Annotated in this window: 18 protein-coding genes; 2 read left to right on the top strand and 16 right to left on the bottom strand. The window is 56.7% G+C overall.

Features of this window, described 5'->3' with window-relative positions:
- Positions 1-117 precede the first annotated feature (117 nt).
- The 6 genes from cybH to G516_RS21625 form a co-directional block, all read right to left on the bottom strand.
- A complete protein-coding gene (gene cybH, locus G516_RS0108260; protein WP_084644951.1) occupies positions 118-894 on the bottom strand; it encodes a Ni/Fe-hydrogenase, b-type cytochrome subunit in 777 nt (258 codons plus the stop codon).
- 64 nt (positions 895-958) lie between these two features.
- Positions 959-2770: a nickel-dependent hydrogenase large subunit gene (locus G516_RS0108255; protein ID WP_028293254.1), complete on the bottom strand. Its 1812-nt coding sequence runs from the start codon at positions 2768-2770 to the stop codon at positions 959-961.
- On the bottom strand, positions 2767-3879 hold the full coding sequence (locus G516_RS0108250; RefSeq protein WP_036535297.1) for a hydrogenase small subunit: 1113 nt from the start codon (positions 3877-3879) through the stop codon (positions 2767-2769). Before G516_RS0108250 ends, G516_RS0108255 begins: the two co-directional genes overlap by 4 nt.
- Positions 3880-4294: 415 nt before the next feature.
- Positions 4295-5830, bottom strand: a complete 1536-nt coding sequence (locus G516_RS0108240; RefSeq protein ID WP_028293252.1) for a nickel-dependent hydrogenase large subunit — start codon at positions 5828-5830, stop codon at positions 4295-4297.
- The gene (locus G516_RS0108235) at positions 5827-6831 is read right to left on the bottom strand and encodes an NADH-quinone oxidoreductase subunit B family protein (protein ID WP_028293251.1); all 1005 of its coding nucleotides are present in this window, start codon (positions 6829-6831) and stop codon (positions 5827-5829) included. Before G516_RS0108235 ends, G516_RS0108240 begins: the two co-directional genes overlap by 4 nt.
- Positions 6818-8203, bottom strand: coding sequence for a PAS domain-containing sensor histidine kinase (locus tag G516_RS21625; protein ID WP_051219080.1), 1386 nt, complete (start codon positions 8201-8203; stop codon positions 6818-6820). The genes G516_RS0108235 and G516_RS21625 overlap by 14 nt, the downstream gene beginning before the upstream one ends.
- Before the next feature lie 615 nt (positions 8204-8818).
- Between G516_RS21625 and G516_RS21620 the strand changes: the two genes are divergently transcribed.
- Positions 8819-9391: a HupE/UreJ family protein gene (locus G516_RS21620; RefSeq protein ID WP_051219078.1), complete on the top strand. Its 573-nt coding sequence runs from the start codon at positions 8819-8821 to the stop codon at positions 9389-9391.
- 140 nt (positions 9392-9531) lie between these two features.
- Here G516_RS21620 and G516_RS0108220 read toward each other — a convergent pair whose 3' ends face one another.
- The 3 genes from G516_RS0108220 to G516_RS0108210 form a co-directional block, all read right to left on the bottom strand.
- On the bottom strand, positions 9532-9759 hold the full coding sequence (locus G516_RS0108220) for a zf-HC2 domain-containing protein (RefSeq protein ID WP_028293250.1): 228 nt from the start codon (positions 9757-9759) through the stop codon (positions 9532-9534).
- Positions 9756-10385, bottom strand: coding sequence for a sigma-70 family RNA polymerase sigma factor (locus tag G516_RS0108215; RefSeq protein WP_245582636.1), 630 nt, complete (start codon positions 10383-10385; stop codon positions 9756-9758). The genes G516_RS0108220 and G516_RS0108215 overlap by 4 nt, the downstream gene beginning before the upstream one ends.
- A 160-nt stretch (positions 10386-10545) precedes the next feature.
- Positions 10546-10749: a hypothetical protein gene (locus tag G516_RS0108210; RefSeq protein WP_028293248.1), complete on the bottom strand. Its 204-nt coding sequence runs from the start codon at positions 10747-10749 to the stop codon at positions 10546-10548.
- Positions 10750-10790: 41 nt separating this feature from the next.
- Here G516_RS0108210 and G516_RS0108205 point away from each other — a divergent pair, with 41 nt between their 5' ends.
- Positions 10791-11156, top strand: coding sequence for a diacylglycerol kinase (locus G516_RS0108205; protein ID WP_028293247.1), 366 nt, complete (start codon positions 10791-10793; stop codon positions 11154-11156).
- 46 nt (positions 11157-11202) lie between these two features.
- On the opposite strand, the gene G516_RS23815 is transcribed toward G516_RS0108205, so the two are convergent.
- From G516_RS23815 to rpsF, 7 genes are all read right to left on the bottom strand, one after another.
- Entirely contained in the window at positions 11203-11748 is a 546-nt protein-coding gene (locus G516_RS23815) for a GNAT family N-acetyltransferase (RefSeq protein WP_028293246.1), read from the bottom strand.
- On the bottom strand, positions 11745-12311 hold the full coding sequence (locus G516_RS0108195) for a GNAT family N-acetyltransferase (RefSeq protein WP_028293245.1): 567 nt from the start codon (positions 12309-12311) through the stop codon (positions 11745-11747). Before G516_RS0108195 ends, G516_RS23815 begins: the two co-directional genes overlap by 4 nt.
- A 140-nt stretch (positions 12312-12451) precedes the next feature.
- Positions 12452-13846: a replicative DNA helicase gene (gene dnaB, locus G516_RS0108190; RefSeq protein WP_028293244.1), complete on the bottom strand. Its 1395-nt coding sequence runs from the start codon at positions 13844-13846 to the stop codon at positions 12452-12454.
- Between the two features lie 148 nt (positions 13847-13994).
- Positions 13995-14441 (bottom strand): 50S ribosomal protein L9, encoded by a 447-nt coding sequence (rplI, locus tag G516_RS0108185; protein WP_028293243.1) that lies wholly within the window; start codon positions 14439-14441, stop codon positions 13995-13997.
- A 25-nt stretch (positions 14442-14466) separates the two neighbouring features.
- Positions 14467-15324 (bottom strand): hypothetical protein, encoded by an 858-nt coding sequence (locus tag G516_RS0108180; protein WP_028293242.1) that lies wholly within the window; start codon positions 15322-15324, stop codon positions 14467-14469.
- A gap of 57 nt (positions 15325-15381) precedes the next feature.
- The gene (gene rpsR / locus G516_RS0108175; protein WP_028293241.1) at positions 15382-15612 is read right to left on the bottom strand and encodes a 30S ribosomal protein S18; all 231 of its coding nucleotides are present in this window, start codon (positions 15610-15612) and stop codon (positions 15382-15384) included.
- A gap of 14 nt (positions 15613-15626) precedes the next feature.
- Complete coding sequence (gene rpsF / locus G516_RS0108170; protein WP_028293240.1) at positions 15627-16055, bottom strand: 30S ribosomal protein S6; 429 nt, start codon at positions 16053-16055, stop codon at positions 15627-15629.
- Between the last annotated feature and the right edge of the window lie 577 nt (positions 16056-16632).

Raw genomic sequence — 16632 nt, 5'->3', positions numbered from 1 at the left:
GCGGCCCGCGCTCCCGGCGCCAGAATAAAGCGGTCGCATGCTCCAGGCGGCTCAAGTAGGAGCGAATTCATTCGCGAATAAATTCGCTCCTACAAGACAAGCAGTAGCTACGAACGCTCAGTCTGGCTTGTCGTCCTTGAACATTCTCCATCCACCTACCATGGTGGAAATCAGCGACTGGCGCGACATGATGTCTTCACGAATCGCCACGTACACGTGGGTCATGACGAAGACGATGATGTACCACATGCCCAGGTGGTGCCATGTGTGCACATCCTGGCTTTGGCCCATCAGCGGGATCACCCAGCCAAACCAGCGGTCGGCCCAGCTGCCCACACCCAAACCTTCACCGTACAGCGCAAAGCCGGTGACGATCATGAAGATGGTGCCAATCACGAAGAAGCTGAACATCGCCAGCTGGCCCATCGGGTTGTGGCCGATGTATTTCTTCGGGGTTTTCTCGATGAACATGTACCAGCGTAGTTCGTGAAACAGCTCGCCCCACCACTTCTTCTTGTGGATCGGCACAATAAACAGTTCACGAGCATGATGGTTACCCACGAAGGCCCAGTACACTCGGCCAACGAAGGCAATGGCAAAGACGTAGCCTGCGGCAAAATGGGCAAAGCGGATGTAGCCCATCAGGTAGTTATCCATGGCTTCGCCCGGCATGGTGGGCAGTGGCGAGCCGATGAAATAGCCGGTCACGCACAGCACGATGATGCACAGCACCGTCACCCAGTGCCACAACCGCAGCGGCCATTCGTAAACGAACACGGCGGTTTGACGGCGTACCTGTTCTCCCTGAACGGTCGGGTCTTCGACCTGGGTTGTGGTGGAAGCGGACACTGCTGCAGCCGGTACGTCGTTGGTTTTTATGCTTTGTTCAGACATAACCTTTCTCCTGTCAGTGGTACACCCGCAAGCCAAAAGCTAACGGGTGTTACCGACTCCGGTTTCAGCGGATTTTCACCTTGCTCAGCTCCTGACCGTCCGGTGCCATCACGTGGGTAGAACACGCCAGGCAAGGGTCAAAGCTGTGCAGGGTACGGAGGATTTCAACCGGTTCGTCCGGGCGCTCCATCGGGGTGTTCAGCAGCGAGGCTTCAAACGCACCGATGTTGCCTTCGGAGTCACGAGGAGAACCATTCCAGGTGGTCGGCACCACGGCCTGATAGTTCTCGATCTTGCCGTCCTTGATCTTGATCCAGTGGCCCAGCGCACCACGCGGCGCTTCGTTGATGCCCACACCTTTGGCTTCTTTTGGCCAGGTGGATGGGTCCCATTTTTCAACGTTGGCTGTGGAAGAGTCACCGGCCTTGATGTTCTGAACCAGCTGGTTCCAGTCATCAATCATGGAGTCGGCGCACAGCTCGGCGTCCAGCGCACGGGCCAGGGTACGACCCAGTGTGGTCGGCAGGAACTGCTTCAGGTTCAGGTCTAGGCCGTTGTTCTGGTTGAAGGCCGCCAGCGAGCGATCCACCTGGTCGCGGACGTAATCCTTACCAGCAATGTAGGCGATGATGTAGCGAGGCAGTGGCCCCACTTCCATCGCATGACCCTTCCAGCGTGGTGCCTTGATCCAGCTGTACTTGTGGGCTTCGTCCAGCTCTTTAATGTCGGTTTTGGTGCCCTTGGTGTTTGGCCCCAGCTCGAAGCTTGGCTGGTCGGTCTGGCCATCCCATGGGTGCAACCCTTTTGCGCCATCGGCGTAGGTGTACCAGGAGTGGTCAACAAATTCCTGTACCTGTGATGGGTCACGCACATCCACTTCGTGGATCTCGTTCCAGTTACCGCCGATGATGGCACCGGCTGGCAGTAAGTCGGTGGACTTGTCGCCTGGCACCACGGTATGGGTACCGTAGGACATCACGTTTTCAGCCGCCAGACCGCCACCGTACAACCAATCCTTGTAGATACCGGCAATGGCCATGACGTCAGGAATGTAGACGTTCTTGATGAACTCCTGCGCTTCCTGAATACGTGCCAGCACGAAGTTCAGGCTCACCATGTTCACTGGCGCACCGGCAGCACCAACGTCATCGAGGTTAATGGCACAGGCCACACCGCCCACCAGATAGTTCGGGTGCGGGTTCTTGCCACCAAAAATGGTGTGTACCTTGACGATCTCTTTCTGCATATCCAGCGCTTCAAGGTAATGCGCCACCGCCATCAGATCGGCTTCCGGTGGACACTTGTACGCCGGGTTATCCCAGTAACCGTTGGCAAACAGACCCAACTGGCCGGACTGCACAAACTTCTTGATGCGGTTCTGAATGTCACGGAAGTAGCCCGGCGAAGACTTGGCGTGGGCCGGAGAGACCATTTTTTGCAGTTCAGAGGTAGCTTTGGGGTCGGCCTTCAGCGCGTTTACCGGGTTGATCCAGTCCAGCGCGTGCAGGTGATAGAAGTGCACCACGTGATCATGGATGTTCAGCGCCTTGTCCATCAGGTGACGGATAATGTGAGCGTTGAGCGGAATGTCGATGCCCAACGCATCTTCTACCGCGCGTACGGACGTCAGCGCGTGACAACCGGTACACACACCACAGATACGTTCAACAAAAGCCCAGGCATCGCGTGGGTCACGGCCTTTCAGAATCACTTCCAGACCACGCCACATGGTGCCGGTAGAAACGGCGTTACGAATGATGTTGTTCTCGTCAACGTTCACTTCGCAACGCATGTGACCTTCAATGCGGGTCACCGGATCGACCACCACCCGGCGGCCGCTGTTATCCAGCTGACTGGCGTTCAGTGGTGTGTTCATGCGTGATCCTCATGTTCTTTCTTGGTGGAATCCTGGGGTTTGGTGTCTTTGCGAGAGGCCTGCTTCAGGGCGCTGACAGCCGCGTGGGCAGCAATGGCCGCCCCCACACCACCAGCAACGGCGGTACCGATTTCGTCGGCGTTTTTCTCAATGCCAAACTGCGGAATATTGCTCAGACGGTCGTAGAAGGAACCCTTGTCCCAGAAACCGTCTTCAGAGCAGCCAATACAACCGTGACCGGCCTGAATTGGGAACGACACCCCTTCGTTCCAGCGAATGGTCGAACAGGCGTTATAGGTGGTTGGGCCTTTGCAGCCGACCTTGTACAGGCAGTAGCCCTTGCGAGCGGCTTCGTCGTCCCACTGCTCCACAAACTGGCCAGCATCGAAATGCGGACGGCGGTAACATTTGTCGTGAATACGCTGGCCGTAAAACATCTTCGGACGGCCCTGACGGTCGAGTTCCGGCAGCTTGCCAAAGGTCAGCATATAAGTGATTACGCCAGTCATCACCTCGGCGATTGGCGGGCAACCCGGCACCTTGATGATTGGCTTGTCGGTGATCACCTTGTGAATCGGCACTGCCTGGGTCGGGTTCGGACGAGCGGCTTGCACACAGCCCCAGCTGGCGCAGGAACCCCAGGCAATGATCGCCTTGGCATCTTTGGCGGCGTGCTTAAGCTGATCGAGGAATGGCTTACCGCCAACGATGCAGAACATGCCGTCTTCGTTCAGCGGCGGGTTACCTTCCACCGCCAGAATGTATTCGCCCTTGTACTTTTTCATGGTTTCTTCGAGGGCGGCTTCAGCCTGATGACCGGCAGCCGCCATCAAGGTGTCGTCGTAGTCCAGTGAGATCATCGACAGCACCACGTCTTTAACTAACGGGTGTGCGGATCGAATAAAGGACTCTGAACAGCAGGTACATTCCAGACCATGCAACCACAGCACCGGTGTGCGCGGTTTGTTTTCCATGGCGTTGGCAATCTGCGGAACAAAGCTTGGGCCAAGGCCCAGAGCAGCAGCGGTCAGGCTGCAATACTTGAGAAAGCTGCGTCGGGTAATCCCCTGTCGCCGCATTACTTCATAGAAGGTTTCAATCTGAGACATGCGGTGTCCTCTGGCGTCCGAACCACTCACGGTAAGAAGGGCTGAAAAGAAACCTTCCAGGGTGGTTGTTATCGTTATATGCGTTGCACCGCTTGCCTCAGCAAGAACCGAACCAAGAACATTTATTCAATAAAATCAGATGGTTACAGGATTTGGAGAAAACAGAACCGGGGATAATTCAAAAACAAAAAGACAGTTAAGACACAAACCGGAAAGTTGATTTGCAGCAGAAGAAGCAGTCAAGCCAGCACGAAATAGCGACCCGGAACGGCATGTGGATAGCCGCTTTCCAGAGCGGCTCAAAAAACGAAGCTTTCCAGAGCAGTCAGCGAGATAAGTGATGTAGCTGAGTCACGTAGGTCAGACAAACCCGCGAAGCGGGTGCCATCTGACGCGCGCCTTGATACACCATGCCTCAATGCACCGTACACACCATGCACGGGTCGAAGCTGCGGACGATGTGCTGAACGGCAATAGGGTCTTTTTCAGCGGCCATCACGGGGGCACCTTCTAACGCCTGCTCCAGCGGGCCGGGTTGGCCTTGTTCATCGCGAGGGGAGAAATTCCAGGTGGTGGGCGCGACAATCTGGTAGTGGCTGATACGACCGTTTTTTAGCCGAATCCAATGGCCCAGCGAGCCCCGGGCGGCTTCCATCATGGCCGCGCCTTCGCCCTCTTTGGCCAGTGCTGTGTTGTTGCAGTAGGGCTGATCAACTTGCAGGTCTTTGGCCCATTGCTGCATTTGGGGCAGCATCCACGCCAGCTCCAGCAAACGCGCCAGCATGCGGGTGTGTACGGTCGCGCCTTGTTGCTGCATCAGTTCGGTCATCAGCGGTCGCTGACTGACCACCGCCCGGGCCAGTGCGCCGGTTTCCACGACCTCGCCATTCAAACGCGGTGCCTTGCACCAGCTGTAGGCATGGGGCTTTTCGCTGGAGGCCAGTGACACTTCGGTATGGCCCTGGGCCGGATGCTCGGCACCGCTACCGTCTTCCACCCAGCTGTGGGAGACGTCTTCCTTGATGGCGTCGGTATTAAGCGGCTGCAATCCTGCCGTCGGCAGCCATAGCCCCCGGCTCACCTGCAACGACAGGCTGCTACCGGCAAGATCCGGCTGTGGATAATTGCCCATGCTCATCAGTTTGTCGGTGGCGCGTCCCAGCTGACTGAAGGTCAGCTGATCCGACAGATGCAGGAAGGTTCGCAGGTCGGAAGACTGCCAGCTGTCTTGCGCCGCCCAGTTGGTCAATGCCGATACCGAGTCCAGCTCGTTGATGGCATCGAGGTCGGCACCAAATAGAGTGGTTTCCAAAAAGCGGCGAAACTCCGCCAGAATCGAGATCACCCGCAGCCGTTCCTGACGGGTCACGGCCTTGCTGCTGCCACCGGGCTGAATGGCCATGGAGTGCGGCCAATGTCCGGCCATCAGTCCCATCAGATGCAGAAACTGGGCGCGAGCGGGTAACACCTGTTTGGTGGCGTTGCCCTTGATGGCCTGAAAGCGCTCGGCCACTGGTTCATACCAGCTCTGCTGCTGGTAAACCGGCCGCGCCATATCGGGCATAAAAAACAGATAGAAGTGGGTCAGCAAATCGGTCAGGGATTCATTCGCCAGCAACAGGTTTTGGCTGCGAATGCCGTTGGCCGTTGGTTGCACGCCGCCCGCGTTGGCCAGTGCATTGGCACAGGCAACGGACTGCGCCACCGAGCAAATGCCGCAAATACGTGGGGTGTACACCAGCGCATCCATGGCGGGTTTGCCCACCAGCATTTGTTCAAAACCCCGAAACAGGGTCGAGTTCACCCGGGCGCTGTTTACCGTTCCCGTACCCTTGCCGTTGCCCTTGCCACTGGCATCGCTGGTGTCTGTAGCGATATCCAGTCGAATATCGAGGTCACCTTCAACCCGGTTGAACGGACCAACCTGTAAGCGGCGAGTGTTGTCGCTCATTTGTGATTCTTCTTATGCAGAGTGGGCGGATAAATCAGGTGGTCGGAGCGGGCATTTTCTTTCAGACGCTCCGGGGTAGCGGCTTTCGACAGCGACGCCAACGCCACAAACCAGGCCTTGGGCATATCAGTCGGCAAGCCCACCGGAATACCGGCGATTTTCGGGGTTTCGACAAACGACTGCCGAGGTTCTTCAAACTCCGGTGCGGTGCAGTTGATGCACGCGTGTCCGGCCCGGGTGCAGGAACCTCCGCCATTCCACAAGCGGCTGTTGCAGTCGGCATGGGCCTGAGTACCAAGGCAGCCCATGTGCTCCATCATGCAGCCCAAGTCCCCCGGCTCTTCGGCGCTGGCCTTGTATTCGTAATATTCGTTGCGATTGCAGCCGTGGTGCACCAGTTGGTCGGTGTATAACCGCGGCCGGAAGAAGGCGTCAAAGTCGTCTTCATGACCTTCGTCCAATACCAGCTGCATCAGGGTTTCGGTGACCCAGTCCGGGTGCGTTGGGCAGCCCGATACGTTCACCACCGGCAAGCCGCCACTGGCTTTGTAATCACTGCCCAACAAACCGCCGCGCAGTTCGCCTTCAAACTGCAAACCGGTGGCGTCGGTAATGTTATCGGAGGAGGAGCTGATACCACCAAAGGCCGCACAGGAACCAATGGCCAGGGTGTAGCGGGCTTTTTCGGCCAGTTTACTGACCCACTGGATCATTGGAATGCCGGTGCCACCCAGCAGGTGAAAACGGCCAGTACCGGCTGGGCCACGCAGCATCGAACCTTCAATGCAGAGAAAATCCAACGGGGTTTCACCGGCAATCACGCTTTCCAGCAAAGCCTGCACTTCGGCACCGGTTTGCTCGCTGAGTGAGGGGTGCCAGAGGATATCAATACCGGCGTTTTCCAGCGTCGACACCAGATCCGGGCGTTCGGCGTTCAGCAACGACATGGTACAACCGCCACAACCACCGGATTGCAGCCACAGTAAATTAGCTCTGGCCATAAATACCTCGTGATTCGGCGTCGCTGGCTACCGGCTGCACCGGCAGTTCCAGCCGGGCAATTGCACCGCCCTGTTCACCGTTTTGGATGGTCAGAGTACCGCCGTGCTCACGCACAATGCCGTAACTGATCGACAGCCCCAGACCAGTTCCCTGCCCCGGCGGTTTGGTGGTGAAGAAAGGGTCAAAAACATGAGCCTGATCCTGTTCAGAAATACCCGCGCCGTTGTCGGCCACTTCCAGCCAGAGCATATCGCATTGCTCCGGTGAGGCCGCCGAGGCAGGCAAGCTGCCTGCCCGAATCGTCAGCCGGGCGTCATCCTGATAGCGAATGGCGTCGACCGCATTCTGTACCAGATTCACCACCACCTGATGAATCTGACCAGCATGGCCCTGCCCCATTAACTGATCGGGTAAATCGCGCTCTACCTGTACCTTGGGATGTTCTTTCAGAATCCAGTGCAATGCAGACTGCGCCACATGCACCAGGTCGTAGGGCAGTTTTTCGCTGCGCTGGGTCGAAGAAAACTGCTTCAGGTCGTTGACGATTTCCCGCACCCGATCCGCGCCTTCCAGCGTGCCTTCTACCAGAGAATCAAGATCGGCAATGGCCTTGTCGATGCGCAGCTCTTCACGCATTTGCCGCAAGGCATCGCGGCTGGCACCGCTTTGTACCGTGTCGAAATACTGCACCAGACGACGGGTGTAACGTTGCAGGGCGTGCATATTGCCGTACACAAAGCTGATCGGATTGTTGAGTTCATGGGCAACCCCCGCCACCAGTCGGCCCAGCGATGCCATTTTTTCGGCCTGCACCAGCCGCTCCTGAGCGACCTTGAGCTCAGCGTGGGCTTCGTTCAATTCCTTGAAGGCTTTTTGCAATTCACCTAACGGTCGTCCGGCGACCACAACGCCAATCAGTCGACCGCGCTTGTTAAAACGCGGCGAGCAATTCAATGCCATCGGCACCGGGCCATCGGCGCCGGTCAGCATCAGTTCCTGATCCCGAATGGCTTCGTGACGAACCCGGTTCATGCAATCTTTCAGCACCGGTCGGCTTACTTCCGCAACCAGCGTAACAATCGACTCTCCGGCCAGCATGGCGCCGGTTTTACCAGTCAGTTCTTCACAGGCCCGGTTGACTTGCTGGATACGACCTTCGTGGTCACAGGCAATCAATACGTCGCTCATGGCCGCCAACACACCATCGAAGAAGGTGCGCGACTCTTCCAGCTCAACGTTCTGTTCTTCCACCTGCACCTGGTAGTCCACCAGGTCGGCGTAGGCTTCGTCCATTTTCTGGATCACACTGAGCCAGGCATCCTCACCGGTACGAGGAAGCGCAGCGTCTGTCACCTGATCTGTTTTCGTCATAACGTCTGTGCTCAATCGAGCCATAACCATTCCGATCCATTGCTATGCCAGTGTGGGGCCAACTTCTGCCAAACCGGAGCAGAACCGACGACATGCCCGTCAATGTCGGCCATTGGGTCGGCCATTGGGTCGGCCATTGACGAGTGTGTGAGTCATGGCTGTGGAAATCAACTTTTCAGTTACCAGACGTACCAGCAAGGCTACTTTCCACTGAGCTTCCGGCTCGTATCGACGTGCGACGCCACCCAGCTCCGTGTGTGGTTACCTGTTGATACATAAGCCAGCTGTCTGAACATCTACCCGAACATCTACCAGAGCAGCGGCCGAAACACGGTCAGACGCGCGGTCAGCGGCGTCACTGGCCTGCCTCTAACAGCCTCCAACTGTCCACAGGCTGCTGAATCCAACGGGCGAACAACAAAGCTGGCATTAGCCTTGCTAACACCCTGATCAGGAGCACGGCCCAAACGTTCTCGCCATGAGTCCAGAGTCTCAGGCTTCAGAAACTCTGAGCCTCGATACTCGAAGTCTCAAATATAAGAGTCTCAAATACAAAAGGCGCCTGCCGTGATCGTTACGGTCGACGGCCCACACAACAATAATGAAGGAATTACCATGTCTCGCACTGTGTTTATCGCTGGCGCTTTGTTGCTGGCCTCGCCAATGGCGATGGCGCACCCTGCGCACGGTTCCGGCATCGGTGCCGGTTTGCTGCACGCCCTGACCGGCATCGACCACATGATCGCCATGCTGGCGATTGGTTTGTGGAGCGCCAACATGACCAGCACCAACCGCCAGCGCCTGATTACCGGCCTGCCACTGGTACTGGCCGCCGGTTTTGCCCTCGGTGCCCTGACCGGGTTGGGCAATCTGGTGGCGACCGCCGACCAGGCCATCGCCCTGTCGCTGGTCTTACTGGGCGGCCTGATCGCCACCCATAAACTGGGTTTGGGACAGATTCCAGCACTGCTGCTGGCAGCTTCTTTTGTCACGGTACACGGCATTGCCCACACCGAAGCGCAAATGGGCCACGCCGTTGGTTTTGTGTTGGGTTTGATGGTGACGTCGACCCTGCTGGTGGCGCTGGGCGCCAACATCGGCCAATGGCTGAAAGCAGAAGCCAAGCCTGCCATGACGGCGCTGGGTCTGCTGGTATCGGTATCCGGTCTGGTACTGATTCGCGGCTGATTAACAATGTTTTGATCGGAGTGCATCGACTCGATGTGATGCGCTCACCTTGCCTCGGCCGGTACCTGTTCCGGCCACCCTTTCTCCCGGGCTGTGGCTGACCGAACTCAGCCCGGGAGCTTTTCTCCTAGGGCCCCTCGCTAGCGCTCTGACTTATCAGCGTCCGGATCGGACGGCTTGCGCAGATCATCTTGCTCCGGACGGGCATAGTCCGACATAAACGAGCGCAACGACGACATCTGTTTGCCGAAGTTTCGACAACCGCTGCACATCATGGTGTGAAACTTGAGCTCGACGTTTTCCGCCAGGGTTAATTTTCGATCCTGCGCTTCTGACAGCAGCCGGGTCGCTTCGCGGCAATTCATCATGACGACGCTCCCATCGGTCCGGTGAACCAGTTATTTTCCAGACATTCACGCAACTGCACACGAGCCCGGTACAAGAGCACATGCAGGTTGCTGACCGTCAGCGAGGCCGCATCGCAGATCTCTTCCGACGTCAGTTCCAGAAATTCCCGCATCATGAATACCCTCGCTTGTTTGGCTGGCAAATGATTCAAACAGGCGTCGAACACCGCCCAGAACTGGCGCTCGTGCACCAATCGCGTGGGGGCATTCCATTCCACGGGCCGCTCTTCAGCGTGCCAATGGCCGGTTTGATTAAAGAGTTGGTCGTCCAACTCCTCGCCATTCTTACAAGCGTCTGCTTCGGCCAGCATGTGCTCTTGCTCGCGGTACTTGCTGCGCAGGCTATCGGTAATCTTGTTCTTCAGAATTGAGAAGACCCAGGTCTTCAAGGCCGCCTGACGGTTAAACGACGCCGCGTTCTTGAGCGCGCCAGCCAGCGCCTCCTGTACCGCGTCTTCGGCTTGCTGGTCATCGTTCAGCTGCAAGCGTGCAAACGACAGCATCTGGCTGCGCAGGGATTTGAGGAACTCAGGGTCCAGCAAGGCAGCGGCTGCCGTCGTCGAGGATGTGGGTTCAACGGTGGTCACGATCGTTATCCATAATGAGTAGTTATTGCTGGTATTGACTGTCGGCCACGCACTTCGTTTCTTACCACTGGCTGAATTTTGGTCAAATATCAAAGCCAACAGCGCAAACGCTACAGACAGAACACAACAGAGAGAACACCAGCATCAGCTGCAGACGGTGCTACTGCGCCGGAAAACTGACGATCCAGTGTGCCATAGTGGTGTTGTTGGCTCCTATGGCAAATGTCTCAAATAGCAGCACCGGAAACGTCGTTTGTGCAACCCGACCAAAGCCCCAGAGCAGCCCAGCGGGCGTTGGCACAAATAGCATCAAAAGCTCTACACAAGTCACTGCAAAAAATCTGACAAGCTTTTCCAATAGCATAGACGTCCCCTGAACCTTTCCCGATTCTGGAACCGCGCACCATGCAAACGAAAACCACCGGGTTTAAACGCTTTTACTACGCCTCTCGGTATTCCTGGCAAGGCATCAAAGCCGCCTACTGCAATGAACCGGCGTTTCGCTACGAAGTCTGGGCTGGTGCGGTGCTGCTGCCTGCCAGCTTTGTGGTGGCCACCAGTGCCAGCCAATGGGCACTGCTGCTGTGCAGCTATTTACTGATTCTGGTGATGGAATTGGTCAACACCGCGATTGAAGCCGTGGTGGACCGAGGTGGGCTGGAATACAACCCGATGGCGGGATTGGCGAAAGATCTGGGATCGGCAGCGGTCACCGTGACCATCGCCATTTGCACCCTTTGCTGGCTGGCGACCCTGATTGATAACGCCTGACAGAGCTGGCTCACACGCAGTGAGCCAGCCGCGGCATATAAGTCGGTCAGTCTGACGACAGGCGCGAATACAGCACCTGATCAATCCAGTTGCCTTCAAACTCCAGCTGGGCTGGCAAAACCCCTTCGCGCTGGTAACCCAGTGCTTCGGCCAGTTCGGTGTGCTTGGTGGCGCTCGGCAACATGCGCAGTTCAATACGGTGCAGTTCCAGCTCGCTGAAGCAGAACTGTTCAATGGCACCAATAAACTCCGCCAGTTGTTCGGCGTTGACGGAATCGTCCAGCTCCCACTGCAAACGGGCCGAAGCCTGCATCCAGTTGATGTCCTTGATCACCACCCGGGCAGCCAGCTTGGCGCGTTCTTCCAGCGTGCCGGTCAGGCGTTCAACCACCCAGGTCGCTGCTTCACGGGCCTGGAAAGTCATGGTGGCACGGCGCAGTTCATCCAGGACCTGCACGTTGGCGTACAGCTTGGATTTCGGCAAGTGCGCCCCAACCGTCGGGTTTTGCAGCAGGCCGTAGAGCGACTCTTCGTCCTGATCGGTGATCGGCAGTCGAATCAGGAAGTTGTCGGTTTCAAAATTCCAGTTCATGCCTGATCCCCTTCTGCCTGTTCGGTTGCCAGCAATACCTTGTGATACTGGCTGACATCCAGCCATTCGTTCTGACCAATGCGCCAGGCACCCCGCAGCGTCGCTGCCAGCTCAAAACCGGCGTCGCTCAGCATGGTTTTGATGGCCTCATTCTGACCGGCAATCCACTGGTAACCAAAGTTACGCAGGTGGTATTTCTCGGCCATAAACGCCATGCACTGTTGCAAGGCTACGGCCCGGGTTGCCATGGTGGCAGCTGGCAGGGCATCCACGCGCAGCATGACTTTCAGGTGGGATGGCTGCCAGTCGAAGGCACTGACCTGACCAACCAGCTGGTAGCCGTCTCTATCGTTGCCAATTTCCAGCGCCCACATCATGCCGCGCTGGGTCGCTGCCATTTGCACGCTCAGTTCGATCATACGATCGAGCTGCTCCGGCTTTTCCAGAGGGCGTTGACCCGGCAGTTCCGGTTGTTGATATACCTGAAACAGGGCATCGCGGTCGTCGGCCTCTAACGGCCGTACACGGCCACCGTCAAAGGACAATGCTGGCGTAAACTTCATGCTTTTCCTCGGTCGTTAAACTCAAAGCGCAAAGAGATGATCCGGAGCCAACCTCCTGGGGAGAACTTCCCTCCCCGAAGGGTGCTCATCTGCTCGACGCTTGAGGTGGTCAAATCAATCGCTCATCCGCATCACAGCGGTTACTCGTCGTCGTAATCGCCGTAGCCATGGGCCAGATTTTCAAAGCGGGTGTGCTTGCCGATAAACGCCAGTCGGTCGGTACCAATTGGACCGTTACGGTGTTTACCGGTGATGATTTCGGCGACGCCCTTTTCCGGGCTGTCTTCGTTATACACTTCGTCGCGGTAGATAAACTGAATGATATCGGCGTCCTGCTCGATGGCGCCGGATTCACGCAGGTCGGAGTTCACCGGACGCTTGTTAGGACGCTGCTCCAACGAGCGGTTAAGCTGCGACAGCGCGATCATCGGGCATTCAAATTCTTTCGCAATCACCTTCAGGGTGCGGGAGATTTCGGAAATCTCCTGGGTACGGCCTTCGGACTTACCGGTAACCCGCATCAGCTGCAAATAGTCGACCATGATCAAACCGAGATCACCGGCTTCACGGTAAACCTGACGGGCTCGGGCCCGCATTTCCTGCGGGGTAATGGCTGGCGTATCGTCGATGTACAGCGGCAGGTCTTTCAGCATGGTGACGGCGGCCGACAGCTTGGGCCAGTCTTCGTCGATCAGCTTGCCGCTACGAATGCGGCTCTGGTCGATCTTGCCGAGCGACGACAGCATACGCATCACGATGGATTCGGACGGCATTTCCAGCGAGAACACCAGACACGGCCGCTTGGTGGCCAGCAACGCGTTTTCAATCAGGTTCATCGCGTAGGTGGTCTTACCCATGGAAGGACGGGCGGCGATGATCACCAGGTCGGCCTTCTGCCAGCCGGAGGTACGCTGGTCGATGTTGTCGAAGCCGGAGGTGACACCGGTCAGGCCTTCTGGCTGGTTGAACATCTGGTCGAGCTGATCCAGCGTCTTCTTCAGAATCGGTGCCACTTGCACCGGGCCACCGTCCTTGCGGTTGCCTTCGGCAATTTCAGCAATGGCCTTTTCGGCGTCGGATACCAGCGTCAGGGCGTCGTCGCCACCTGGCTCGTAAGCCTTTTCCATAATCTCGGTGGCGGCTTCAATCAGACGACGCTGCTGCGAACGCTCACGGACGATTTCGGCGTAGGCGGTGCAGTTGTCGATCGATGGCGTCATGTCGACCAGACGGGCCAGGTACGATGCCCCGCCGGCCTTGTCCAGCTGGCCACGCTCTTCCAGCTCTTCCGCCACGGTGACCACGTCGATGGCTTGTTCGACCGATGACAAATGGCCGATGGCGCGGAAAATCAGCCGGTGGTCCTGACGGTAGAAGTCGGTGTCGAGCAAGGATTCACTGACGGTTTCCCAGGCTCGTTCGTCCAGCATCAGCGCACCCAGCACCGACTGTTCGGCTTCAACCGAATGTGGCGGTGTGCGCGAACTGGAGGGCTGATCATCGGACTGATAGTCTGACTGATAGTCGTCGTTCATGAAGTCGGTCCCGAAAGCTGGAAAGCAGGCGCCGTGAAAAACAGCAGCCATAAAAAAAGCACTACAGGATAACCAATAGTGCTTTTTTCTTAAATGTCGATGTCTGCAATTCAGACATCGACACCTGCGTGAAGAACGTCAGTTGCGATTATTCAGCAACAACGTGCAGTTTCAGAACTGCTTCAACTTCAGCGTGCAGGTGGATGGCAACGTCGAATTCGCCAACTACGCGGATAGGACCGGTAGGCAGACGAACTTCAGACTTGGCCAGTTCAACGCCAGCCTGGGTAGCCAGTTCAGCGATGTCACGGTTGCCCAGAGAACCGAACAGCTTGCCTTCGTCGCCAGCGCGAACAGCAACAGACAGTTCGATTTCTTCGATTTTCTCTTTACGGGACTGAGCTTCAGCCAGCTTGGCAGTAGCAGCAGCTTCCAGTTCAGCGCGACGAGTTTCGAAGTGCTCAACGTTAGCCTTGGTCGCAGGAACAGCTTTGCCCTGTGGTACCAGGAAGTTACGAGCGTAACCTGGCTTAACGTTTACCTGATCACCCAGTTCGCCCAGGTTTGCTACTTTTTCCAGCAGAATAACTTGCATCTTGAATTCCTCATTACAGGGCGGGTTATTTGTCCGCCGTGTCTTTTAGTCGCGACCGGATGTCCAACAGGCTATCCAGAGCCGCTACGAAAATTAGTAATGTGTACATGTAAGGACCGAACATCAGCAGTGCCATATAGACAGGCATCAACCAGTTCGGACTGGCGTTGGTGTTGAACACCACACCATGAAACACCGCAAGACCCGCCAGCACCATGACCACGGTTAATACCGGAGCCATGCCTGCAATGGCCGGACTCAGCTGAGCCGCAACAAAGACGGCCAGCAAGGCAGGCGCCGCGTATGCCAGAGGCAATCGCAACTGCCGGAATTCCTTGCCAAACCCACCAGGGTTGTACAAGGCTCCTTGCCAATAGCGTCCCAATAACAGACACAAACAAATTACCAGCGTATGCAAAGCCGCCAACACACCATGAATCATGGGGCCAACCAGAGGTTGGAGCCGAGCCTGAGCTTCAGGACTGGCTTTGAGCGCCTCGCTTACAAGGGTTTCGCCCTGCTCGACCACCGTTGGCAATAGATCCGCCAACAGCAACGGCAAACAGAGATAAATGATTTCGCCCAGTACCACCGCTGCCAGCAAGGCCCATGAGAGCCGAACGGTAGAGCGCAGTACCAGAGCCACCAGCACCGTGCTGGTTGCTACCAGGAATGGTGTCGGGTCACCCGCGGCCAGCCAGGCCAGCGCCGGTAACACCGCCCACATCACAACGGATGTGGCATCCCTGCGTTGCTGGCGCAGGATAACCAGTGCCAGCAATGCCGATCCCACCCAAAACAGCAGTGGAACCGCCAGAAACGCAGCGGCTGCAAGGGTTACTTGCAGCCGACTTTGCATGGCCCATTGAGCCAAAGACTTCATGATTCAACTCCGGAACAGTAACCGTTCGGCGAGGCCGGGGTTAGCGTTCCGAACCGATCAATTGTCGTGTGCGTCAGAGTACGGCAGCAGTGCAATGTAGCGCGCGCGCTTGATTGCAGTAGACAGCTGACGCTGATACTTGGCGCGGGTACCAGTGATACGGCTTGGTACGATTTTGCCAGTTTCAGTGATGTAGCCTTTCAGAGTGTCCAGATCTTTGTAATCGATCTCGGATACGCCTTCAGCAGTGAAACGGCAGAACTTGCGACGACGGAAAAAACGTGCCATTGGAAAGCTCCCTATTACTCTTCTTCTGCTGCAGCTGCTTCTTCAGCAGGTGCTTCAGTAGTTGCTTCTTCGTTCTGAGGCTTACGCTCTTCACGATTGTCGGAACGACGACGATCTTCACGGCTTTCAGCCGCTTTGATTGGGGACATTTCAGTCACAGCTTCGTCGCGACGGATCACCAGGTTACGCAGAACAGCGTCGTTGTAACGGAAGTTGGTGGTCAGTTCTTCCAGAGCTTCCTGGGAACATTCAACGTTCATCAGGATGTAGTGAGCTTTGTGAACATCGTTGATTGGGTATGCCAGGTGGCGACGACCCCAGTCTTCAAAACGGTGGATAGCACCGCCGGTACCTTCGATGGTAGAGGTGTAACGCTCAACCATGGCAGGAACCTGTTCGCTTTGATCTGGGTGTACCAGAAAAACGATTTCGTAGTGACGCATTGTCAGCTCCTTATGGGTTTCAAAGCCTTCCGGCCCATCCGGTAAGGCAAGGAGTCCGCATTGTTCCGGGCTGGGGTGCAGGCACCTTTGCCAGGAACACGGATAAAAAGGAGCGCGGACTATACCCGAAGGTTGTTCATCATTCAACCAGTGGCTGTCCCGGCTGTTATCGTACAGTTTTTAAACGCCGCCAACCCGGGAATTCACGGCCTATCAATTCTTTACACAATTACTCGGGTATTGCGGCAACTTGCCACATGGTTTGGCGTCATAGCCGGGCGTAAGGTGAAAACATGAACCATGAGGGTGGTTCTTTCACCTACCCAACGAAGGATTCCACGTTGGGTGCAGAGCGATTAGCCCGCTGTTTGCCAGTCCCCGTCAGAGATTGGCTAACAGCGGGATTTTTTTGCATGCGATAAAGCCAGTCATACCCAGCCACTCATACCCAACCAGATAATGTCAGATGGCAGCCGCTGCGCGTCTTTATCTGACCTACGAATATCCATCTGAACGTGAGCACCCGACTCCCGCGGCTGCGCGCCCCGCTCACTCCCGACACCCGACACCCGACACC

The organism is Oceanobacter kriegii DSM 6294 (assembly GCF_000422845.1).
GTDB lineage: Bacteria > Pseudomonadota > Gammaproteobacteria > Pseudomonadales > Oceanobacteraceae > Oceanobacter > Oceanobacter kriegii.
This window is presented reverse-complemented; position numbering and strand designations above follow the sequence as displayed.